Source organism: Fretibacterium sp. OH1220_COT-178 (genome assembly GCF_003860125.1).
Classification (GTDB): domain Bacteria; phylum Synergistota; class Synergistia; order Synergistales; family Aminobacteriaceae; genus CAJPSE01.
On the sequence record NZ_RQYL01000035.1, the window covers coordinates 1 to 22759 of the forward strand.

16 protein-coding genes, 1 pseudogene and 1 CRISPR repeat array are annotated in these 22759 nt (G+C 61.1%); of the genes and pseudogenes, 9 read left to right on the forward strand and 8 right to left on the reverse strand.

What is annotated here, in order from left to right:
• Positions 1–107 precede the first annotated feature (107 nt).
• Together EII26_RS11795 and EII26_RS13310 are read right to left on the reverse strand one after the other, a co-directional pair.
• Positions 108–1769, reverse strand: coding sequence for a hypothetical protein (locus EII26_RS11795; RefSeq protein WP_124889363.1), 1662 nt, complete (start codon positions 1767–1769; stop codon positions 108–110).
• 83 nt (positions 1770–1852) lie between these two features.
• A complete protein-coding gene (locus EII26_RS13310) occupies positions 1853–3631 on the reverse strand; it encodes a hypothetical protein (protein WP_124889364.1) in 1779 nt (592 codons plus the stop codon).
• A 250-nt stretch (positions 3632–3881) separates the two neighbouring features.
• On the opposite strand from EII26_RS13310, the gene EII26_RS11805 reads away from it, so the two are divergent.
• Entirely contained in the window at positions 3882–4115 is a 234-nt protein-coding gene (locus tag EII26_RS11805) for a hypothetical protein (protein WP_124889365.1), read from the forward strand.
• A 10-nt stretch (positions 4116–4125) separates the two neighbouring features.
• On the opposite strand, the gene EII26_RS11810 is transcribed toward EII26_RS11805, so the two are convergent.
• The gene (locus EII26_RS11810) at positions 4126–4476 is read right to left on the reverse strand and encodes a hypothetical protein (RefSeq protein ID WP_124889366.1); all 351 of its coding nucleotides are present in this window, start codon (positions 4474–4476) and stop codon (positions 4126–4128) included.
• A gap of 386 nt (positions 4477–4862) precedes the next feature.
• On the opposite strand from EII26_RS11810, the gene EII26_RS11815 reads away from it, so the two are divergent.
• Positions 4863–6893 carry an AAA family ATPase gene (locus EII26_RS11815; RefSeq protein WP_158612314.1) on the forward strand — a complete coding sequence of 677 codons (2031 nt, stop codon included), beginning with the start codon at positions 4863–4865 and terminating at the stop codon, positions 6891–6893.
• A gap of 15 nt (positions 6894–6908) precedes the next feature.
• Here EII26_RS11815 and ruvX read toward each other — a convergent pair whose 3' ends face one another.
• Both ruvX and alaS read right to left on the reverse strand, forming a co-directional pair.
• Positions 6909–7382 carry a Holliday junction resolvase RuvX gene (gene ruvX / locus EII26_RS11820; protein ID WP_124889368.1) on the reverse strand — a complete coding sequence of 158 codons (474 nt, stop codon included), beginning with the start codon at positions 7380–7382 and terminating at the stop codon, positions 6909–6911.
• Complete coding sequence (gene alaS / locus EII26_RS11825) at positions 7379–10027, reverse strand: alanine--tRNA ligase (RefSeq protein ID WP_124889369.1); 2649 nt, start codon at positions 10025–10027, stop codon at positions 7379–7381. The genes ruvX and alaS overlap by 4 nt, the downstream gene beginning before the upstream one ends.
• Before the next feature lie 407 nt (positions 10028–10434).
• On the opposite strand from alaS, the gene EII26_RS11830 reads away from it, so the two are divergent.
• From EII26_RS11830 to EII26_RS11860, 7 genes and pseudogenes are all read left to right on the forward strand, one after another.
• Positions 10435–13365, forward strand: coding sequence for a DUF2339 domain-containing protein (locus EII26_RS11830; RefSeq protein ID WP_124889370.1), 2931 nt, complete (start codon positions 10435–10437; stop codon positions 13363–13365).
• Positions 13366–13370: 5 nt separating this feature from the next.
• Entirely contained in the window at positions 13371–14786 is a 1416-nt protein-coding gene (locus tag EII26_RS11835; protein WP_158612315.1) for a DUF3999 family protein, read from the forward strand.
• A gap of 680 nt (positions 14787–15466) precedes the next feature.
• A pseudogene (locus EII26_RS11840) lies at positions 15467–16151 on the forward strand (DUF5058 family protein).
• 57 nt (positions 16152–16208) lie between these two features.
• Positions 16209–16877, forward strand: coding sequence for a hypothetical protein (locus EII26_RS11845; protein WP_233572739.1), 669 nt, complete (start codon positions 16209–16211; stop codon positions 16875–16877).
• 24 nt (positions 16878–16901) lie between these two features.
• Complete coding sequence (locus EII26_RS11850) at positions 16902–18086, forward strand: M20 metallopeptidase family protein (protein ID WP_199735211.1); 1185 nt, start codon at positions 16902–16904, stop codon at positions 18084–18086.
• A gap of 90 nt (positions 18087–18176) precedes the next feature.
• Positions 18177–18440 carry a preprotein translocase subunit YajC gene (locus tag EII26_RS11855; protein ID WP_233572742.1) on the forward strand — a complete coding sequence of 88 codons (264 nt, stop codon included), beginning with the start codon at positions 18177–18179 and terminating at the stop codon, positions 18438–18440.
• Between the two features lie 223 nt (positions 18441–18663).
• Positions 18664–20382, forward strand: a complete 1719-nt coding sequence (locus EII26_RS11860) for a hypothetical protein (protein ID WP_124889374.1) — start codon at positions 18664–18666, stop codon at positions 20380–20382.
• 303 nt (positions 20383–20685) lie between these two features.
• Positions 20686–20982: a CRISPR direct-repeat array (repeat unit 30 nt; unit sequence GTTTCCATCCCTGCAATCAGGAATATTGAG).
• A 222-nt stretch (positions 20983–21204) separates the two neighbouring features.
• Here EII26_RS11860 and EII26_RS11865 read toward each other — a convergent pair.
• From EII26_RS11865 to EII26_RS11875, 3 genes are all read right to left on the reverse strand, one after another.
• On the reverse strand, positions 21205–21435 hold the full coding sequence (locus tag EII26_RS11865; RefSeq protein WP_124889375.1) for a CopG family transcriptional regulator: 231 nt from the start codon (positions 21433–21435) through the stop codon (positions 21205–21207).
• Positions 21436–21536: 101 nt separating this feature from the next.
• A complete protein-coding gene (locus tag EII26_RS13630; protein ID WP_199735213.1) occupies positions 21537–22001 on the reverse strand; it encodes a methylated-DNA--[protein]-cysteine S-methyltransferase in 465 nt (154 codons plus the stop codon).
• A 66-nt stretch (positions 22002–22067) separates the two neighbouring features.
• A complete protein-coding gene (locus tag EII26_RS11875) occupies positions 22068–22739 on the reverse strand; it encodes a cobalamin B12-binding domain-containing protein (protein WP_158612316.1) in 672 nt (223 codons plus the stop codon).
• Positions 22740–22759: the final 20 nt, after the last annotated feature.

The following is a 22759-nucleotide window of genomic DNA, read 5'->3' on the forward strand; positions in this document are numbered from 1 at the left end:
GTTTAAGCGAACTTTAGTTTTGCACCCGTCGGGTGCGGCAAAAATTGTTTGAAGTCTGTCTTTGAGACAGGTCAAAAATTTTGCCTGAGGATTTGGGCAACGTGTCGCTACAGGACCGCGTAGGGATTCTCGAAGATGCGGACATCCGAGCTGGTGCCGTCGGAGAAGAAGATCTGCATGGAGACGAACCAGACCTTCTCCGCCGTATTCTTGGCAAGAAAACGCCCCGCGACATCGGCAGAAGGAGAGCTGTCCTCGCCAGGCTTCGGTTTTTCACGCATCCGGTTGGGGACCTTTTTGTTAATGCCGTAGACGATCCGGTCGATGACGTTCCAACCTGCGCCCAAGGACCAAAGCTCCCGGAAGATGTCGATTTGGATATCAGTATTCCTCCCCTTGGAAAAGGTCACCCAATCCGCAGAATCCAGAGCTTTCCACACTTCTCTCATGTATTCTTCGTGGAGATCAATTCCAAAGAGCCGAGGACCGTGCAGACCGCCCGCCTGATCGACATATTTGAGCTCCAGCTCGTATTGGGGCCGCTTTTTCAGATCGATGGTGTGCTGGACATACCGTTCCTTTGTCGTAGGATTACGTTCGCTCGAAAAACCCGTGGAGCGGAAATCCTGATCCGGCGAAACCCTGTAAAATATCTCCCGAGCTTCCTTTCCTGTGTGTGCGTAGAACGTCACGATATCCTCACGGACACAGCTGAGCTTCAGACATATGCCGGAACTTTCCTGTTTTTTGCCCCCATCCCAAACTGTTTGAGTGGTTGATGAACCTGGTGATACGCCAAAGGGAGCAATAGTTGATTCTGTAGGGACAGGGGGCTGATATGCCTCCCAAAGCCGCAATCCCGCAAGCAGCCGCCGCGACGGCCCCTCCGGAGCAGCCGTGACGGCCAGGCCCCACAGCAGGGTGAAGGTCAGGGCACAGGCGCCTGCGTCCACCAGCCAGGGGGTATGCCACCGGCCCCGGGGCATCTGGTGCAGCACGAACGCGAGGGCGGACAGCGAGAGGATGGGAACGGCGGCGTTGAACCACGGCCAGCGGCCGGAGAGCTCGTAGATCAGGGCGAAAAGAGCCAGAAAGAACGTCCCCGTCTTGATGGAGAAGGCGCGCCGGACGATCAGGCGCAGGCATTGATAGAGGGTCGCGGCGGAGACGGACGGGCCAAAGGCCAGCGAGAGCGACCGGGAGTATTCCTGCCAGTCGAGGCCGTCGGGGTTTTCCCTCAACCAACGCCAGAAGGCGCGGACGGCGAGGACGCGCTCCTCCGGCAGGGGCGCGCCGTGGCGGGGATGCGTGACGCGCGCGACATAGGCATCCTCGTAAAAGTCCACGACGGCGTCGAAGATGCCGCCCGCGTAGAGCGTGGCAGCGCCGCGTCCCGGATTTTCGCTGCGATGGGTCAGGCCGTTCAGGCGTTCTCCCCACTCGGGGGAATTCTCCATGCGGCGGAGCGTGCGCATAACGCTCGACACGTTGCGGCCCAGCACGATGGCGACGTCCCTCATGCTCCACAGAACGATGCCGTCTTCATCTGCGCTCAGGTGGCTCAGGTCGGGACGGTCGGCGGCGTACTGCTCCTCCAGCCGCTCGTACTTGTGCGCCGCGCCCGCGTCGTGCACCTGATAGTCCAGGACGTAGCTCTCCATCCTGCGGCGGATCGAGGCGCGCGCCTCGCAAAACGACAGGAATTTGTTCGTCAGCTTCAGCCGCAGCTCCCGCGGCAGGGTCTCCGCGCCCTCCCCGAATGTCCTCATGAAGGCCCTCCCCATAATGAATGCGGCCCCGCGGGGCCGCATTCATTATATAAGGCATATAAGGCTTATATTATTATCTGAACTCAGTGCTTCCGGCGCAGGGAAAACGGAAGCAGTAACAAAAGGCCTGAAACGACACTCCCCCCATCACATCCACTACCACCAGAATTCGTTCTTGCCCTCGGATCAGGCTCAGGGAGAGGCAAAGACTGGTTGTTCATTTCTCTCAAAAGAATACCCATTCCATTTTTGCCCAACTTGAGCTCTTTTTCTTCGGTCCCCTCCTCCAACCGATAACGCAGCGCCTTAATGGCTGCGTTGTTCCAAGCACCTTTGGCAACCTTGCCCGTCATACGAACTATAGTAGCCCCAGGTGCTGAGGATGCGGTGCGAGACGATACCGAATAAGCTCTATTCCTGAGGACCTCGACTGAAGGTGCCCCAATCAGCCCCGTGCTCTCGGCTCGCACAGAGACCAACGACTTCTGTGTCGTTATGGAAACCGTGACGGTCACTGGAGTATTGCCTTGCTCATCAGGAGTCTCGCTGACGATTTCCCATCGCTGAGGATCGATGGGGGCAAAGACCTCATTCGGACTTGGCTTAGGCGTCGGAGTCGGCTTGGGCATCGGTTTCGGCGTCGGAGTCGGCTTGGGCATCGGAGTCGATCCCTCGCCCGTCACGGTAACTTCGATCGGGCGTGAGAGGTAGATGCCCTCACCGTCATAGTAGGGAACGCTTAAAGTTGTCTTGCCGGCCTTCAGCCCCATGATCTGAAACGTGAAAACACCATTCTGCCCAGTCCAACTGCCGGTACGATTCACCACTGTCCGATCTGCAATAAGAGTTTTCAAGGTGACGTCCAACCCAGGTTTCAGCGTAAATTTAATTGTTTTGGTCTCACCGACCTTCAGAGCAATTGGCGCCGCCAAGTCTCCCTTATCCTCAAAGCCGTATTGATGAGTCCATTCAGCCTCAAAAAAATCCCATGCGTAGGTGCCCTTGGAGACGAGTCCCTGCCCATCGGTTTTCTTCATATCCTCCCGAACCAACCGAAATCGGACTCTAAAATCGTTTAAGGGTACGTTGAATCCAAAATCCTCTGTGCCTTCCAACAACGCTCCTGCTGCGAAGGCCTGCCCTGGTCTGTAGTACTCGCTATAACCAAAACCTTGTCCAAACCGCCAAAAGATCACTTGAGACCTGCAGGGCAGTGAAATCGCCTTGGATGGTTCCCTGGGATCGATCAATCGCCACCTGAACCCCGTAACGTTGCCTCCGGAAAGGTTCAATTCAATGTACGGAACGGCATTATCCTCCTGCTCCAGCGTCGTCAGGAAGTGGGGCACTTTAGAGGTTCGGTTGACCCCGAACAACGTCCATTCGACATCGGTGTCCCGTAACCCGTCCTCTGAGGAAAGAGGCCAAAAATCTACCCTATCTCCGGATTGGGAGGGGTAATAATTCCCTTTGGGATTGTTAGTAGGCTCATGATCGAAACTGGACAGCTGGAAGGTTTTCTCCTCGCCCTGAACCTCTTCTCCTCCTGCCCAATAGGTTCCGCCCTTCAGCGTCAGGGAACCCGCAGGAGTGCCGGCAGGCTGCTGTGGGGCACCCTGAGGATCAATCGTGTCGTTGAACCAGAACACATAGCGTTCAAAAAAGGCTGTCTCATAGACCGTTTTCCCTCCCAGCAGCCCGCATATGCTGTGGTGATCGAAACCCAAGGCCCAATTTTCCGCCGCAATTGCCGATGGAGCCAGTATCGACAGGACCATGCAAGCTATAAAAAACGCGTTTCTTACCCTCATTACAAAAACCCCCTTAAAAAAATTATGATCAAAAGCAATATTTGCGTTCATTCCACATTTTATTTGCGGCATAAGTGACACCCCTTTCTTGGGCTTCACCACAAATCAATCGGTCTTTATCCAAAGACAAATGGGCCGAGACAGTTCGCTAAAAATTTTCTTACAGCGTTTCCGGGCTAAGACGATACTCCACAAATACACTTATAACAACTATCAGTAATTTCACACCTAGATCAACTTTAAACCAACCCCTACCTTAAGTCAATAACCTCCAAACAGCAACGGGAAAGGAAACGTTTTCATGCAGAAGGAAAAAAACACCGCCGGGCGGGGCAGGGTATCCGCGCCCGAAAAAAACAAGCCCGTATTCACCCAGGTGCGCATCGACGAGGAGACCTTTCTAAAGGGAAAGATCCTCGCGGCCGTCTACGACGAGTCGTTCAACAGCCTGATGGTGCGCGCCGTGCGCAACGAGATCCGCGCCTACGAGGCCGAGCACGGCCCCCTGCCGGAGCCCGCACGCCCGGAGTCCTGACGCGCGGCCCTCACCCTTCCGCGTCATACCCCCTCGCCCCCTCCAGCTCCAGCACCTCGGCCATCGGCCGTATCGCAAAGCCCGCGTCCTCCCGCAGCACCGCGCCGCGGGACAGGGCCGCCCTCCGCATCTCCGACAGCGAGAAACATCCCATCCGCAGCTCGAAATCCCTCACGAGTCCCCAGAACATCCAGTCCCCGTCTCGTTCCTCCCCCTCCGCCGCGTAGTACGTGCAGAGGAGGGCTCCGTCGTCCCCGGCCATGACGAACCGCACGTGGACAAACAGGTCCCGGAAGGGGAGGTGGCGCACGCTTTTCAGCGGCGGCAGGCTTTTTTGGAGAACACCATGAGGTTCTTCCATCTTCGACACTCCGAATGAGGGGATCGACGAGCACAGCCATCAGGATAGGAAAAAGGCGGCGGGCAATCAATTGCATCTGAAAAGAGGCGTATACATCCTCCGCACCGCACCTTCGGGGCACGCTCCGGGAACGCGGAAAAAATCTTTCCGGACGCGGGCGAGACGCAGGGCTCTCCATGCCCCATAATACGAGGAGATTTCACTGGACGAACATCCGCTCCGCGTTGGAAGCCCCAATCCGTTTTCCTCCCCTTCATCGACCCGGAAAGGCATTTCCCACTGCGCGTATCTTTTGTGCGGGTCCGCACTCCCGTTGTGGGGGCACGGCTCCGGCATTCGTGCGGAAGCCCTGGTGTTTTTTTGAGCAAATCCGGAGGACAATAACGATGCTGTTCTACAAAATTGAAATGGAGAGCGACAAGGCTCTGGAGCAGAAGGAGCAGAGGATGAGAAGAACCTGCTCCAGGCTCAAGGAACTGACGGCCGAAGCCAACGAAGAAACGAAGGGAAAATCGGCTTTTTTCATCTCGGATATCGAGGGCCGGAAGGTCTCCATCGGCGCCGCCCTGTTCGTGGACCCCATATCGATGAACCGGCAGAGCCTTACGGAGGCGTTCGACGGGTTCTGCGGTCATACCCGGCTCCGAGGCAAGATCACCGGGACCCGGGAGATCACCGCCAGGGACTTTTCCCGGCTGCTGACCTGGGCGGACCGGAAGGACTTCATCCACGACGACGACGAGTACAAGGCGGGGCTGGGCATGAAATGCATCGAGTCCTGCACGGACTCCGAATGCGAGGAGTCCATGCTGGAATCGCCCTGCGCCAAAAAGGAGGCCCTCGCCGAGGCGAAGCGGCTGCTGTGCGGCGCATCCCTCCTGCCCGAGCTCGAACGGATCTTCGACAAACGATCCCCGGATCGTTTTCTGGGGAACCCCGTCCACTACGCGATCGTGTCGGACGATCCGCAGATCCGGACCTCCATCCGCGAGCTGCTGCTGCGCTCCCTGCTCCAAAGGAAGCGCCTGATGGGCGGGCGGTACTGCACCATGACCCTCGGGGTCAACGACAGCCTGTTCGAGTGCCTTTACGAGAGCAAATTGAGGGACGTCTACCAGTCCCAGATGGGCTGTGCCCTGGTGCTGTCCTTTTCCATGAGCGGCGAGGAGGAGAGCGGCCATGCCGACGCCTCCTTCGAGGTCATCACGTCTGTCGCGGCCCAAATACGCGAATTCCGCCGCGGCACCCTGACCGTCCTGGAGATGGGGCGCTCGGAGGAAAAGCTGTTCGACCGGATGATGGAGGAGCTCCACGGCATCACGTTCGTCAGGCTGGACGAGGAGGTCGTCTTCAACCGCGAGGCCAAGGCCTATCTGAGGCGCCTCGCCGAAAAAAACGGCGTCGCGGACTGCCGCTCGCTCGTCAAGCTCCTCCCCCGATCCGAGTCCGGGTACCTCGGCACCGACCTGAAGAAACTGTTCGACCGCTGGTACGACAGCTACCTCCGCAAGGAACTCCATCCCCAATATCGGGAACTCTCGGCGGAGCTGGAGAGGAAAAGCAGGAAGCCGAAGGGAGACGCCTACAAGGAGCTGATGGAGATGGCCGGCCTCAAGTCCGTGAAGCAGGTCATCCTGGAGGCCATCGACTTCCACAAGGCCCAGAAGCTGTTTGCCGACAGGGGAATCGGCGCGAAGCGGCCCGCCATGCACATGGTCTTTGCCGGCAACCCCGGCACGGCCAAGACGACCGTGGCCCGCCTGATGGCCCGCATCATGAAGGACAACGGCCTGCTCTCCGCAGGGGGCCTGGTGGAGGTGGGGCGTAGCGACCTGGTGGGCAAGTACGTGGGGTGGACCGCGCCGATCGTCAAGAAGAAGTTCAAGGCGGCCAAGGGGTCGGTGCTCTTCATCGACGAGGCGTACTCCCTGGTGGAGGATCGCGGGGGGCTCTACGGGGACGAGGCGATCAACACGATTGTCCAGGAGATGGAGAACGCACGGGACGACACGGTGGTGGTCTTCGCCGGATACCCCGACCGGATGCGGGAGTTCGTGGAGCGCAACCCCGGCCTGAGGAGCCGCGTGGCCTTTCACGTCGACTTTCCGGACTACTCGGAGGACGAGCTGCTGGAGATCCTTCGTCTTGTCGCCAGGCAAAGTCAGCGCACGCTTGGGGAAGGCGCGGAGGAACGCATTCGGGGTCTGCTGAAGGAGGCCCTGGGCACGCCGGACTTCGGCAACGGACGCTTCGTGCGGAATCTCGTGGAGCGGGCCATGATGCGCCAGGCGTCGCGTCTGGTGCGTCTGCCCTCCGCGGAGACGACGGATGAGGAACTGAAGCTCCTGCTGCCCCAGGACTTCGCCCCGCCGGCCGAGGGTTCGGAGACGCATTCCCGCATCCTCGGGTTCCGTTGAGGCCGTGGGGCAGAGCTATTTGAAAGACGCCGGCGCCCCTTCCTCCCTGTGGCGCTCCAGCCAGCTTTGCAGAATCAGGGAGGCGGCGACCTTGTCCACCTTCCCCCTGCGGCCTCGGCGCGACACGTCCCCCTCCAGCAGTGCCCGTTGCGCGATCACCGTGGTGTACCGCTCGTCCCAGGTCGCGAACCTCCGATCGGGATAGTCCGCCTCGAGACGCCGGACGAGTGCGGCGATGCGCTCCCCCTCCGGCCCCAGGCCTCCGTCCGTACGCGTCGGCATCCCAATCAGGACCAGGACGGGGTCGTACTCCACAAGACACGCCTCGAATTTTTTGCGCCATCCCCCATTCTTCTCCGCAACGGGCCAGACGGCGATCCCCTGCGCAATGATGCGCAGGGGATCCGTAACTGCGACGCCGATACGGACGGCGCCGATATCCAATGCCAGGACCCGTCCCTTGGGGACGCTGCCTCCGGTATCGTTCATTCCGCCGCCAGCTGCTCGCGGAGCAGGGTCTCGATCTCCTCCAGAGCCTCGTCCAGCCTTTCGGAGTCCTTGCCGCCGCCCTGGGCGGTGTTGGGCCGGCCGCCGCCCCGGCCCCCAAGGAGGGCGGAGGCCTCCTTCACCAGCTTTCCGGCGTGGACCCCGCGCTCGACGGCCTCATCGTCGGCCATGACGACAATCTGGCAGTTGTCGTCCTCCCCCACCGAGGTCAGAACCACGACGGTCGGCTGCCCCGCCTTTTCCTTGGCGCGGTCCCCGATGTCGCGCAGCATTTCCGCCGCGACGCGCGAGAACTTCCCGGACTGAAGCAATACCCCGTCCACATCGCGCTGGTCCAGGAAGCTGTCGAGGTTCTTGGTCAACTCGCGAAGCTGCATTTCCTGCGCCTTGCGCTGAAGGGCATGCAGCTCGTCGATCAGGCCCTGAGCCTTGGCCGCAAGCCCCTCCTCGTCGGTGGAGAGCAGCGTCGTCAGGTGCGAGCGCAGCCCGAAAAGGCGCTGGAGCAGCTCCAGAACGTTGAGCCCCGTCGTGGCGAGAATACGCCGCGTCCCCGACCCGATGCTTTCCTCCCTGAGGATTTTGAAGCAACCGATATCCCCCGTAGCGGCCACGTGAAGACCGCCGCAGAGCTCGACCGAGAAATCCGGGACGGAGACGACCCGGACCGTATCCCCGTATTTCTCGTCGAACAGAGCCTTGGCCCCCATGGCGCGGGCCTCGTCCCGCGGACACTCCTGGACCGACAGAGGGACGTTTTCCAGGATCCGAGCGTTGACGACCTGCTCCACCTCGGCAATCTGCGCATCGGAGAGAGCCTCGTGATGCGTGAAATCGAACCGCAAAAAGCGATCCGTCACGAGGGACCCCGCCTGACGCACATGGCCCCCCAACACGCGCACCAAGGTCTCGTGCAGCAGGTGCGTGGCCGTATGGTTGCGTCGGATGGCTCCGCGCCGTTCATCGTTCACCTCGCTGGACACCTCGTCCCTGACGGACAGGACCCCCGTCTCGAGATACGCCTTGTGAACGATCAGTCCGGCATGGGGGACGGTATCGAGAACGTTCAGGACGGTGTCGTCCTCCGTAAAGATTCTGCCCGTGTCGCCCACCTCACCGCCGCGCTCGGCGTAGAAGGGGGTCCTGTCCAGGATAACCTCGAGATCCGCGGGCCCTGCCACATGCTCGACCCGCCCCCCGTTGGTCACCAGCGCCAACACGCGGCCGGTCCCGGAGTGGCCTTCGTACCCGGTGAAGGTCGTCCCGCCCATCGCGTTCTCGATCTCCGTGTAGACATCGCCGGCCAGGGAGCTCCGCTTTTGCTTGCTGGAGGCGCGCGCACGGGTTTTCTGCTCCTCCATCGCCCTTTGGAAGCCCTTCTGATCGACGGAGAGCCCCTGTTCCTCCGCCATCTCCAGGGTCAGCTCGGGCGGGAATCCGTAGGTGTCGTAGAGAGCGAAGACGACATCCCCGGGAATTTGCGTCCGTCCCTCGCCCGCCAGGCGCCGCGCCTCCGTCTCGAAGAGGTCCGTCCCCTGCTGGAGGGTCCTCTGGAAGCGCTCCTCCTCGATCTCGATAATCTGTTCGATGGAGAGCCGCTGATCGATCAGCTCCCGGTACGGGTCGCCCATGATGCCCGTAAGGACGGGCAGGTACTCGCTGAGAAACGCCCCTTCGAACCCCAGAAGCCGGCCATAGCGCACGGCGCGGCGCAGCAGCCGGCGCAGGACGTAGCCCGGCCCGTCGTTGGCGGGCAGCACCCCATCGGCCAGCATGAAGGCCACGGAACGGATATGATCCGCGATGACGCGCACGGCCATATCGGTCCGGCCTCCATCCCCGTAGCGGATCCCGGCCTTTCTGCACGTGTGGTTGATCAGCGGCATGAAGAGGTTCGTCTCGTAGTCCGTCTCGACATCCTGGATGACGGAGGTCAGACGCTCCAGCCCCATCCCCGTATCGATGTTGTTCCGGGGCAGGGGGAGAAGCGTGCCGTCCTTCTGGCGGTCGTACTGCGTGAAGACCAGGTTCCAGATCTCCATGTAACGGTCGCAGTCGCAGCCCACCCCACAGGTCGGAGACCCGCATCCGTAGCGTTCGCCGCGGTCGTAGTAGATCTCGGAACAGGGGCCGCAGGGGCCGGTCTCGCCCATGAACCAATAGTTCTCGTCCTGCCCGAAGCGGAGGATGCGATCCTCGGAGAGCCTCACCTCGTTGCGCCAGACATCCCTGGCCTCCTCGTCCTCCTTATAGATGCTCACATAAAGGCGGCCGGGGTCCAGCTCGACACGCTCGGTCAGGAACTCCCACGCCCAGGTGATCGCCTCACTCTTGAAGTAGGATCCCCAGGCGAAGTTGCCCAGCATCTCGAAGAAGGTGTGGTGCCGTGCCGTGCGCCCGACGTTCTCGATGTCGTTGGTGCGCACGCACTTTTGGCTGGTCACGGCATGAGGGTATTCCGGCGTTCGGATGCCCAGATAATAGGGTTTGAAGGGGACCATGCCCGCGATCGTAAAGAGGAGGGAGGGGTCGTCGGGCAGGAGGGAAAAGCTCGGGTAGTGATGGCTGCCCTTACCCTGCCAGAACTCGATGAACGCTTCGCGTATTTCCTGTCCGCTTCGGTACTGCATTCGATAGATCCTCTCTCCTTCGAAAAACGGCCAGGGACGGCCGATTTCATGTAGATTTTTGCCTTTAACCTGCAAATTCCGGGCGGCCGCACGACCGTCCGGATACCTTCCATCAGAATATTATAACCGCAAAATCCGCTTCTTTGCCATTTTATCAAGAGGATATTTCGACCTGTCGGTCCCCGCCTCCCCATGGGAGGTGCAAACAAAAAATCGCCCTGACGGCTCTCATCGAGATAAGGAACGAGGGGGCATTGATCGTCTCCCATTTCCCCGGAACGGCGAATGCCCGGACGGCCGGGGAAGGGGCATTGGGCATCCAAAGGGGCGGCGGACTGTCGTATAATCACTGTCGGCGCACTACGTCTTTGAGGCTCCAGACCAAAACGAAAGCGGGGCTGAGAGTAATGGCGTTGCTTGTGTTTTTCGTGGTTTTGTGGGTGATCCTATCCCCGATCCTGATCATGGTGAAAACGAGCGACCTGGGGGACCGTCTGAATCGCCGCATTGATGATCTGGAGAAGAGGATCGACGCACTGCGAAGGGGCGCCGCCCATCCGCAGGTTCCGGAGGAGCCGCTCTCGGCCTCCCTCCCTCCTCGAGAGGTGCCGCCCGATCTTCAGCATCGGGAGGAGCCGGAAGCCTCGCCCCTTGCGCCCGAGCCCTCCGAACCTCCGAGCAGATCCGTCCCTGAGCACTTCGAAGGCCCCATCGTCCTTCCTGGAGCGTCGGCTGAGGCCGCATTCGACATCGATGTCCCTTCCGCGCCCTTCGAACCGGAGGCGATGGAGAAACCCGTTGTCGAGGACGCCGTTCCCGACGACGCGACAACGCCTGCCCCGGCCGGGGGCTCCCCGTTCCGCGAACCCGGCCCGGTCGCCGTCGCGTGGTCCCGTCTCCTCGCCTGGCTGCTTGCGGAGGGGAACATCTGGGTCTGTATGGGCGTGCTCCTCTTCCTGGTGGGCTTCGGCCTGCTCTTCAATTACGCAATTCAGGCCGGTCTGCTGACCCTCGAGATGCGCCTGGCGGCCGCGGCCGTTACGGGAATCCTTATGGTGGCCTTCGGCTTTCGCATGCGGCTGAGGCGCCGTACCTACGCCCTCGTCCTCCAGGGGGGCGGCATGGGCGTCCTCTACCTCGTCGTTCTGGCCGCAGCGAAATTCCATTCGCTTCCCATCGATATGCCCATCCTGCCGGAGGGACCGGCCGTCGGCGCAATGCTCTTCCTTTCCGTCGTCACCGTTGTCCTGGCGTTGCTGCAGGACTACGAGCCCTTGGCGCTCTTCGCGGTCCTCGGCGGCTTCGCTGCCCCGCTCCTGATTCAGGTCGGAACCCGAAACCCCGTGATGCTCTTCTCCGCCTGCACTCTGCTGAACCTCGAAATCCTGGTCATCGCCTTCCGGCGCCGCTGGCGCCTGCTGACCCGTATGGGCTTCCTCCTCTCCGTTGCCGTCTCCCTGTTCTGGGGCCGGTACAACTGGAGGCCGGAGCTTTTCTCCTCGGCGGAGCCCTTCCTGCTTGCGTTCCTCGTAACCTACACGCTGATCACGGTCCGATTCGCTCTTGTCCCAGGGGAAAAGGGTGCCCTCGACGCCGCGAACGGCGGACCGCGTCACGAAGCCGATATGCCCCTGACCCTCCTGGTCCCGTTGGTGTTTTTCCTCCTGCAATCCCATATAGCGGGGCATTTCGTCTACGGCATGGCCCTGACCTGCCTTGGGCTGGGAGCGGGTTACCTGCTCCTCGGAGCTTGGCTGCGCCGGAAGGGTGAACGGTGTCACCCCATGATGTGGCGCCTCTTCGTCGCGCTGAGCGTCCTCTTCTCGAACCTGGTCCTCCCCTACGCCTTCGAACGCGTCCTGCCGTCCGCCGTATGGGCGGCCGAGGGGGCGTTCCTGGTCATCGCAGCCTGCCGTTACGGGAGCGTCAAGACCCTTCTGGGGGGGATCGTCCTGCAGATGGGCGCCCTCGTCCTCTATGCCCCCGAGCTGGCTCGGGTCGACCTGGCGGCCGAATCGAGGCTGAGTCCCATCCTCGGAAGCGGCATCCTGTTCTCCGTCGCCCTCTGGTGCAGCGGGTTCTGGATCACGCGTTTCAGGCCGCGTGAGGCATCCCCTCTGCACGGCAACAAATGGGAACGCTGGCTGACGGGCGTTCTCGACACCAATCTGCGTCCGGCCTGTGCCGTTTTTTCCTGGATCCTGACCGCGGCGGGAACCCTCTGGTGGTGGTGGACTCTCGGCGACCAGGTCCCGCGCATCGGTCTTCCCTGGCTCTCGGCCTTTTCTGTCGCCTGCCTGACCGCTCTTGCCGGATCCTGGGCCTCTCTGCGCTTCCACTGGCCGGCGGCCCGCCTCCTCCTGTTCGGCCCCCTGATCGCCGGGCTTCTCTGGACTCTGGGAACGCTGCCCCTCGATTTGTCCCCCATAATCCCCGACATCTTCGGCACCGAGCGCAGCCTGACGGCAAACGCCCTCATCTATGCGGCCGCGTTCGGACTGTCGCTCCGTCTGCACCATAAGACGGAGACGGGCTTTCAGGGGCTCGAGCTTCTTCATTTCGCCTCCCTTTTCGTCGGTCTGACGCTTGCCGGCGAGGCCCTGAGGCAGTGGGGGGCGCCATTCGGTCCGGACTGGGCACGACTCCTCTCCATCCTGCCCCTGACGACATTGCTGCTCCACGTATCACGGGTACGCGAGCGTTCGTTTTTCTCGGGGCCTCCGGAATCCCTCGCCGCGGCTGCAGGACTCCCCCTGCTGCTGAAGCTCCCCGCCTTCATCGGCAGCTTCGCCTGGAAGGGATCCTCCGTCCAGGGGATATTCGTCCCCTTCCTGAACCCCCTCGAACTCTGGCAGGCCGCCTTCATCCTGTCGTGCGTTCTCTGGTTCCGCTGCCTCTTTGCCGGGGACGCCCATCCGTTCGGACTCTTCCGGAGGGGGATCTGCTCGCTCCTCTTCGTCTGGGTCAACCAGATTGCAGCGCGGGCGGCGTGGTGGTACTCGGGCGATTCGTATTCCTCGATCTGGGAGGTGCTGAAGTCACCCCACTATCAGGGGATTGCAGCCATCCTGTGGGGCATCCTGGGCCTCGCGGGAATCCTGCGGGGAAAGCAGACCGGCAGTCGTCCGCTCTGGCACGCGGGTGCGGGGCTACTGGCAGTGGACATGGTCAAACTGCTGTTCGTCGACCTGAACCACAGCACCACTTTGACCCGCATCATCGCCTTTCTCGTGCTGGGTGGACTCTTTCTGCTCATCGGATGGGCCGCACCGTTGCCCCCAAGGGAAGCGACCCCCAAAGGCGCACGCGACACGGCCGAGCAACGCTCGGGAGAGTGAAGGCCATGGCTGGAAACAAACGTTCGAGGCGCTGGGCAACGGGGGTTGTATTGACGCTGGCCCTGTTGACGCCCTTAAGGTCCTGGGGGAAGGTCTCGGAAAAGCCGGTTTCCCGCACGGATTTCGTTCACCAATACGAAATTGCGGGGACGGGGCTCGATGGAGCGCTTCACAGGTTTTCGATCCCGCCCGCGGTCTATGGCGGACTGATTCAATCCCAGAACCACGATCTTGCCGTCTTCGACTCCAATGGAGAGATCGTTCCTTTTGCCGTGGTTTCGGATGTTGCGGACTCCGAGGCGCCCCCGGTTCGATCCGAGGTGTCCCTGCCGTTCTTTGAACTCCCCGGAGACAACCGAGACGGCGCGGAGAGGCGGACGCCTGTGGACGTCTCCGTGCGGATCGATGCGGACGGCCGAATTGTGGAGCTCCGGGAGAGCCGCCTGCGCCACGGGGGGGCCGACCGCCGTTACCTTCTCGATCTCGCCTCCGTCTTCCCCGGCGGAGATCCGAACTCGTATCGGCTGGACCTCCGAGTCTCGGGAGATGCGGAGCTGAATGCAAAAATCGACGTCCTTCGAAGCGACAACCTTCGCGACTGGAGTACGGTATGCCAAGACGTCTCCCTGATTCGGCTTCGAAGGGGAGATGCGCGCCTGGACAGCGGCGAAATCGAGCTGCTGCGCGCTCCGGGCCGTTACCTTGTGCTGGAGGTGCGGGGCGCAGGTCCGGCATTCACCCTGACGGAGGTGCGCTGTTCCTTTCTGGTGCGGCAGGGATCTGCCGAGGATGGCTTCGCCGAGTTCGGTGGCGTACCGGCACCCGACCGTCACGTCGTGGACTACGATCTCGGGGGAGCGTTCCCCGTTACTCAACTCGACTTCGTTCTGAGGGAGCCCGGGCTGTATCGAGTCAACTATTCCTCCCGTTCCGCACCCGAGATGCCATGGCGTGCCCCCGGTGAGGCGGTGCTGTTCAAGGTCCGCACGTCGGACGGAGCCTTTCGGGCAAATGCCGCCATAAGCATCGTTCGGCGCGAAGATCGTTACTGGCGCCTGATCTTCGAAAAGAATTTTTCCGCACCGCCGCCTCGCCTGAGGATAGGATGGCATTCCGGAACCGTATATTTTTTGGCCCAAGGCCAAGCCCCATGGGTCCTCGCCTTTGGGAGCGGCCGAACGGGCATGGGGCTGCAGACTCCTCATCTGCTTCGAAACCTGCATCCGAGTACGGCCGTGGAAGCGGCGATCGGTGCCCCCCTGGCCCCCAAGCCGGACAAGGGGGCGAACGCCGGGCACGGCCGCTTGAATGGAGCCGAATGGCAGCGTCGACTGGTCTGGGGTCTTTTGATTCTGGGGGCTTTTTTGCTCTCCGGAATCGCCTGGAGATTGCTGCGCTCCGGCCCGGGGCCGGAGAACTAGCCCCCGGCCCGAACCGAGACGGCCAACAGAAGAGTAAGCAAGAGGTCCACGCGGCCGCTTGCCGTGCGCTGATCCTCAAAAAGACGAGCTGACGCGGGGGGAATTGTTTCATCGAACTTGGGGGGAGCTTGAACACGTCGCTCTGCCGGAGGTTTTCCGGCTTCCGACGAGGGCGAGGTTGCCACTATTTCTGAAGAAACCGTGCCTGTCGGAGGAGATTCCGAATGCGATGCTCGATGCTGTTACGACCTTCCTTCGGGCTCCGCGAGAAAAGGCAAAAACACCCTGCTTAAACGCCATCATGGAGCGCTTCCCTCTCGTCAGCAGCCCAGCATCAATCCCCCCAAATGCTAGGCAATGACGGATATCGAGTTTGAACTCCCGCTGTCGTACTTGCAAACTTTGTCGTTTGTCGTGTTAAGATGTGGGAGCACCGGTCCACCCACTACCCTGCCTTTGCCGGAGCAGTATTTAATCCTTTTGGGAAAATCTGTTTTTATTTGACTATCTGCACATTTCTCGAGTATTTTTTGACCTTCCTTAGAGGCTTATTATTTGCACCTAAGGCTTGTTGTTTTGCACATTGGGAGCACCGCAAAGCCGAGAACGCGTCCTTCCGCTCCTGGATTAACGTTCGGGGGCTTCCGCGATCGATACTCAAGCTGAGGGAGTGGTTTTGAATGCAGGAAGTGCAGAATTACCTGGAGATCGCCAACTCGAGTACGATATGGTGGTTGTGTTCGATCACCGTTGGCATCGCGTTTTTGCAGGCCGTTCTCTACATGGTCATGGCCCGGCGGACGGCCGCGAAGGCCCCCGGCCTCGTTGCAGCGGGGGTAGCGGGTAAATCCTTCAGGATCGGCATGATCACGGCCATCGGGCCGGCGCTTGGAGTCTTCATCGTCATGGTCGGCCTGATGGCGGCTATCGGCGGCCCTATGGCCTGGACCCGCCTCCGGAGCGAGGGCCTCCGGGGTGGAGCTGGGAGGCGACGGGTACAACCTGACGGCCATGTCGGTTTCCTGGTTCGCCATGGCGCTGAACGGAGCCGGATGGCTTGTCATAACCGGACTTTTCACTCCCATGCTCGAGAACCTTCGCGAAAGGGCCAGCGGCGGAGACGGCAAATGGCTGATCGTCCTCTCCGCCGCTTGTTCCTTGGGTATCTTCGGCTATCTGAACCACGGAGAGATTCTGCGCGGCTGGGGCAACGCCACGGCCTCCATTACCGGCGCTCTCTGCATGGTGTTCCTGGTGAAGTGCATCGTTCCCAAATACCCAAAACTGATGGAATACTCGCTGGGCATCGCCATGCTGTTCGGGATGTTCTGCGCCGTCCTCTATGACGCGTTTTTCGCCGTTTGATGCAGACGGGACTCTGAGAAGGGAAAGGTAGCCATGGAAAATCAGAATTACGATTTTATGTCCAGCTGGAAAAGAAACAGCATCCTCATCGGCGCACCCACCAATCTGATCGCTGCGGCGACGGCCTTCATTCCCGTCCTGTGGCTTTGCAGCACCTACAACTGCTGGCCGGATTGGGATATCGTTCTCACCGCGTGGGGGATGACGGCCATCTCCTTCGGGGCCTTCTACGTGGTGGAGCCCATTTCATACTACGCGGCTCTGGGCCTGACGGGAACGTATCTGAGCTTCCTCTCCGGGAATATCGGCAACATGCGCGTGCCCGTCGCCGCCTTGGCCCTTGAAGCCACCGACAGCCAACCCGGCACACTGCAAGCGGAGATCGCGTCCACGATGGCAATCTGCGGATCCATCATCACCAATCTCTTTTTCACGTCGCTGGCGGCCGTCGTCGGGGCCGCGGTCGTGGCCACACTGCCCGCCTTTCTCGTGAAAGCGCTGACCCGCTATTCCGCGGCAGCCATCTTCGGCGGTACTTTCGGCAACTTCGCCATCCGTTATCCCAAAGTTGCGGCTTTCTCCCTGCTCGCTCCGTTGGGCATTCACCTGGCTATCCCCAAGATCCCCGCGTGGCTGCTCATAGTCATCTCCGTGTTCGGCAGTCTTGCCGTAGCGCGTCTTTTCTACAACATGGAGAAGAACAAGGCCCAGGTCCGAGATGCTTAGCCCCGAAAAGGAGGTCGTATCGATATGAGTATGTGGGAGAAATGCAAAGAGCTTCAGGACTATATTGTTGGCATCAGAAGAGATCTTCACCAGATTCCCGAGGTCGGAACGGATCTCCCCAAGACGCAGGCAATGATTGCCGCCGAGTTGGACAAGCTTGAGATTGCCTATCGGAAGAACAAGGGAGACTCCGGCATTATCGGCACGATCGAGGGCGGCAAGCCCGGCAAAACGATCCTCCTGCGCGCGGATATCGACGCCCTGCCCATCACGGAGCAGACGGGATTGCCCTTCGCGTCGAAACACCAGGGGTGTATGCACGCCTGTGGTCATGACACCCACGCCGCGATGCTGCTCGGTGCCCTGCGGATCCTGAACGAGCACAAAGACGAGCTGTCCGGCAACGTCAAATTCGTCTTCCAGACGGGGGAGGAGATTTCCAAAGGGGCGAGGATCGCGATTCAGGAAGGCGTGATGGACGGAGTGGACGCCGTTTTCGGGATTCACATCGGCTCCATACTTGGCCCCGACGTCCCCGCCGGAACTCTGATCGCCGTCCCCGGCTGCTGCATGGCCTCCTTCGACCGGTTCATCCTCAAGGTCCATGGAATCGGCTGTCACGGTTCGACGCCTGAAAAAGGCGTGGACCCGATCACCATTGCCTCCAACATCGTCCTGTCCCTACAGGAAGTGATCGCCAGAGAGATTGCCGCTCCCAAGGCCGCGGTTCTTACGATCGGCAAGATCGCCGGAGGCTTCGCGTATAACGTCATTCCCGACGAGGTCCTTATCGAGGGAACGATCCGCTCTTTTGAGGATCCCATTCGCCAGCATCTCGCCAAGCGGATCGGCGAGATCGCCCAGGGAATCGCCTCGACGTTCAGGGGCAGCTGCGACTATGAGATGGACTGGGGCGCTCCCCCCGTCGTCAACGACGAGGCCATGGCCGAACTTGCCGGTGTCGCGGCGAAGAAGGCGCTGGGAGCGGAGCACGTCCTCACCGCTCAGCCCGCGCCCAACATGGGGGGCGAGGACTTCGCTTACTACCTCGAGAAAGCCCCGGGAGCATTTATGTTCCTGAGCTCAGCCAATCACGAAAAGCACACCGACGTTCCGCACCACAACCCCAAGTTCGACGTGGACGAGAGCGTACTCCATATGGGAAGCGCCGTCTTCGTCAGCATCGTCGAAGATTTCCTGGGGCGCTGACAGCCCTCGGAGAAATCGGTAAGTCGTGCCGGCCTGATCCTCACGGGCCGGCCTTTTTATGAGAGGAGTCGCGTTTTGAATACGGATTTGATGTCCCTTGGCATACTGTATGTGTTGGGTATTTTTTTGTTGATATACCTTTTCTCGATTCTGCCGGCAAAAAGAAAGCACAGAAGGATTCGCGCCATGCACGACGCCGTTAAGGCGGGGGACGAGATCGTAACGCTCGGGGGAATCATAGCGGAAGTTCAGTCCCGAGACGGCGAGGAGGTCGAGCTGAGGATCAATGGATCCGGAACCACGATGAGAGTCCTGATCTACGCCGTGCAATCCATCCGCAAATCCGCGCAATAAGACCAGGGGCAAGGCGCGCATCTGGCTTCCGGCGAGCCCCGACATTCGTGGATATGGAGAGGCGTCGACTTCTCCCTCCTTTTTCCCCTTCCCGTTGTTCCTGAAGGCCGAATGATGCTATTATCGGGGATATGGGCCCGGAAGCCCAGGGGCGCTTTCGGAAAAACCCCTTCCGGAAGGACGAAAAGGCGCTCCCATCTCGAATTCGGGGAGGCTTCAAGCGTTGGAGAAGGTTTGGAGAAAGCTTCTGAAGCATCTCCCCCTCTGCTCGGCTGAGGGCGGAGGCTGTACGGAGATCGCCGCCAGCGAACTGGTGCGGCTTGTAGGGGAGGATTCGGAACACCCGCACGCGACGGTGCTCCTGGTGCAGGAGCTCTTTTGCAAGGCCGGCCTTCTGGAGAGCGGCCGGCTGCGGGAGGGCGTCTGGCGCTTCGTCTCCTATCCCGCGCGTCTGTTCGCCTGCTCCCTGCTCGCACTTCTCGCGAGCGAGCAGGGACTTTTCTGGGAGGGGTTCTGGGCCGCGGGGATGAACGACGACATCTCTCGGCAGCACAAGGCGCTCCATGCCCTGGAGACCCTGCGCGACGAACGGACCGAGGCTTTCCCCATCCGAAGGACCTTCGTGGCCTGGGGGGTCATCCGGAGAGAGAGCCGCTTCATCCTCAAGCGGCGGGAGAACCGTGAGGACGATCCCGACAATGCCCTTCACGGGAATTACGGTTTTCCCGGAGGACGGGTCAACCTTCGCGACCTGCAAAACTGCGAGTCGGGGATGAGCGCCGAGCAAGGCCTCGAACTCCTCTATGGGTTGCCCGAGGCTCTGACGGCCGAGGAGGAAGCCCTTATCGACCGGGCGCTGGAGCACGCGCTCGTCCGAGAGCTGGAGGAGGAGCTCAGCCTGCAGCACAAGACTCATTACACCTTCACCCGGTCCGACTTTCAAAGGCCCCCGGCGACCTTCATCCATGGCGCCAACGCGCAGCACTGCCTGACCGAATGCCGTTTTACGCTCTTCGAAATCGCATTGACGCCTGCCGGAGACGCCCGGCTGGCCTCCACGGTAAGGGATGGAGAGCTCTTCTTTCTGGACGAGATGCAGACCCCCTGCCTGCCCGAACGCAAGGCGTTTCTGGACGATCAGAACGACGGGTTCCTGGACTGGCTGGAAAAACTGACCGACTCCGCCTCGTCCCTGCACCTCAAGCGCGCGGACCTGTCCCCGGGGCCCGGCGGAGGAGCTAAGGGGGAGGAGCCGCTCGAGGTGGTCCTTCCTTTAACCGTACAAGAACCGCTGATCCTCGGCGACTGCGAGATCACCTTGAGCGACCCGCAGTACGTCGATCTGTTGCTCCTCCTGGGTCTGGCGGTCCGGGCGGAGCCCCTCCCGCACCTTCAGGACGGCCCCGAACCAAGCCATTGGGGTTGGGTGCGCATGCAGGACCGAGAACTGCTCCTGCTGGCACAGAGGCTCAATCAGGAGGCAAGAAAAATCTGCGGAGTCCCTCCCCTGATGATTCAGGACTCGCTGTGCCGTCTGCGCGCGGGAGGAGACAACGTCTTTTTCAGCCCGGATCTCTTCAGCGCGGAGCTGCGCCAAGAGCAGCTTCTTCTGCGCCGGGGATCCCTGGACAGGCCGGGACTCCTCTATGTAGACGCCCAAATCCATGCCTTGACGTTCTCCGGACCCAATTGGGCCCATCTGCAGCACCTGAAAAACGGTGAGAGCGATCGGGTATCCTACGACAACCTGCGCAAACTCAAGGACAAGAGCAACCGACGTCTGGACGACTTCGTCCGCCTCTGCGGGCTCCGTCAGCTGTACGCCCCCAAGGACGCCACGCTGAGCAGGGAATTGCAGGAGTTCCGGTTCGCCATCCGCATCATCGGAAGGGACGCACACAGCCCGGACAGCCCGTTCGACGGCCTCGGACGCAGGCGTTAGCGAAAACGAATTTCCCGTGAGGTTATCCCCAAAACATCGAAAAGGGCGCCGGCCCGATTTGATTCGGGTGCGCCATGCACGTGCACCATGCGGCGTTCTCCTCTAGGTCCGCAGGGCCGGCCTGGCCGAGGAGGAGCCCGCGGCATAAGTTTCGGCGGCGGGCAAGAGGGGGGCCGTACGGATCCAGGCCGGAAGGAACGGACCAGGCTGCAGGGCAGAGCCTCCCTCCGACAGGCGGTGCTTCCACCCCTATATCAGGAAGACTGAGCTGGCAACAATAGCGGCCCAGTTCCAATGTTATGGGTTTCCATCCCTGCAATCAGGAATATTGAGATGCGGGGCGAATCCTCGCGACGGCGCGGGCTGACATGTTTCCATCCCTGCAATCAGGAATATTGAGTCCTTCCTGCGGCGGCGTTCTTCCTTCCACGTCTCGAGTTTCCATCCCTGCAATCAGGAATATTGAGGCCCGGCAGGGAGCGGAAAAACATACGGTGCGCTGCGTTTCCATCCCTGCAATCAGGAATATTGAGTGTGCCGGAGCTCCCGTGCATTGGTGGTCATCACAAGGTTTCCATCCCTGCAATCAGGAATATTGAGCGATCGAGGCAGGCAGCAACCGGATCGGCAAATTCCAATCCGCTGATCGGCGGCGGAACGGAAAATGTTCGTCTCCTCCGTAAAACCCTGTGGCTCCGCATTTTGGAGGCAAATTTTGGAGGCAAAGAAGGCGCCGCGTCGACCACCGGCACTGCAAACGCCGTCGGGGGTCGACGCGGACCTCAGGATGCAAGGTCGTGCCTCAAAACTTTCGGAAAGGGCCTATCGGTCCTCCAGCTCCAGGTCGCTCCGGATCGCATCCGCGGCAAACGTGCCCATTCGGTCTCCCTTGGTCAGCCCGGAGGTACGGGCGGCATCGTTGTAGTTCTCCAGCTCCTCCAGATACCGTTCGAGCGCGTCCACCAAGTAGTCCTCCCGCGTCTTGTCCGCATCCCGCGCCAGGGCATCCAACCGACTCTCCAGCTCGGGCGGCAGGTTCAAGATGATCGACATCCGTACTCCCTCCTCCCGGTTGAATTTTCCAAGTATTATTGTAGAGGTTCCGGCAAGGACGCGCAAGCGCGGTTCTCCCGAGGCGTTCAGGGGGCCCCCTCTCACGCCTCCAACCGGACCCCTTCGATCTCCAGGAGCCTTCGTTTGACCTCGAGCCCTCCGCCAAACCCGACCAGCCCGCCGTCCGCCCCCACAACCCGATGACAGGGCACGAAGATGGACAAGGGATTGCGGCGGTTGGCCCCGCCCACGGCCCGAACGGCCCTGGGGCTGCCGATCCGGGCCGCGATCTGACCGTAGGTCCGCGTCTCGCCGTAGGGGATCGTCAAAAGCGCGTTCCAGGTTCGGAGCTGAAAGTCCGTCCCCTCCATCCGGAGCGGGACGTCGAAGCGCCTCCGCTCCCGGCGGAAATACCCCATGAGCTGCCGGGCCACCTCCCCCAGCAGGGGGCTCTCGCCCCGCACCGCTCCATAGGGGAGCGTAGCGCTTCCCTCGTCCCCAAAATGCACGGCGACAAGGGCATCCTCGTCGGCGACCAAGGTCAGAGGGCCAATAACCGTCGTCATGACATGAAAAAGACTTTGTCTCGACATTTGTCTTTTCGCCTCCCTATCCTCCGCATTCTTCCATTCTCAAGCGTTTGGCCCCCTCTCAGATGTCCTGCCCCGTCCCACGGCGTCGCGCCGCTCCAAGGCCAGCCGGATCCGCTCCACGCTCTCGAAGACGTTGGGCCCCCAGACGTCGGCGCCGATCTCCCGGGACCACTCGCCGGAGGTAGAGGCCCCCCCGATGGAGACAAGGTACTCCTGACGGTCCCCCGACTCCTCCAGAAGTCGGATGAAGTCCGCCTGGAAGACCAAAGTGGAGGAAAGCAGGGTCGAGAGTCCCACCACATCCGCGCGATGCTCCCGGGCGGCGGCCAAAAAAGCCTCCGGGGCAACGTCCGTCCCCAGGTCCACAACCCGAAACCCACCGATGCGAAGGGCTACGACCAGAAGATTCTTTCCGATGTCGTGGAAATCCCCCTGAACCGTGCCAACGACAGCCGTATAGGCCGAGGCATCCCCGCCGGGCTCCAATCTTCCCTCCAGACGGTCCATCACCTGGGCGAAGGCATCCCCCGCCAGGATGAGATCGGGCAGAAAGGCCCGATAATCCTCGAATCGACGTCCCAACTCCGCAAGCTCCTCGGCCAGGACGCCGACGAGGTCCCGGGCGGAGACCCCCTCGGACAAGAGAAGCTCCGCCTCCACCAAAGCGCCGTCGCCGTCTCCCTCCAGAACGCAGGCGCACAGCCTGTCCATCAACATAGCGCCTCCTCCGG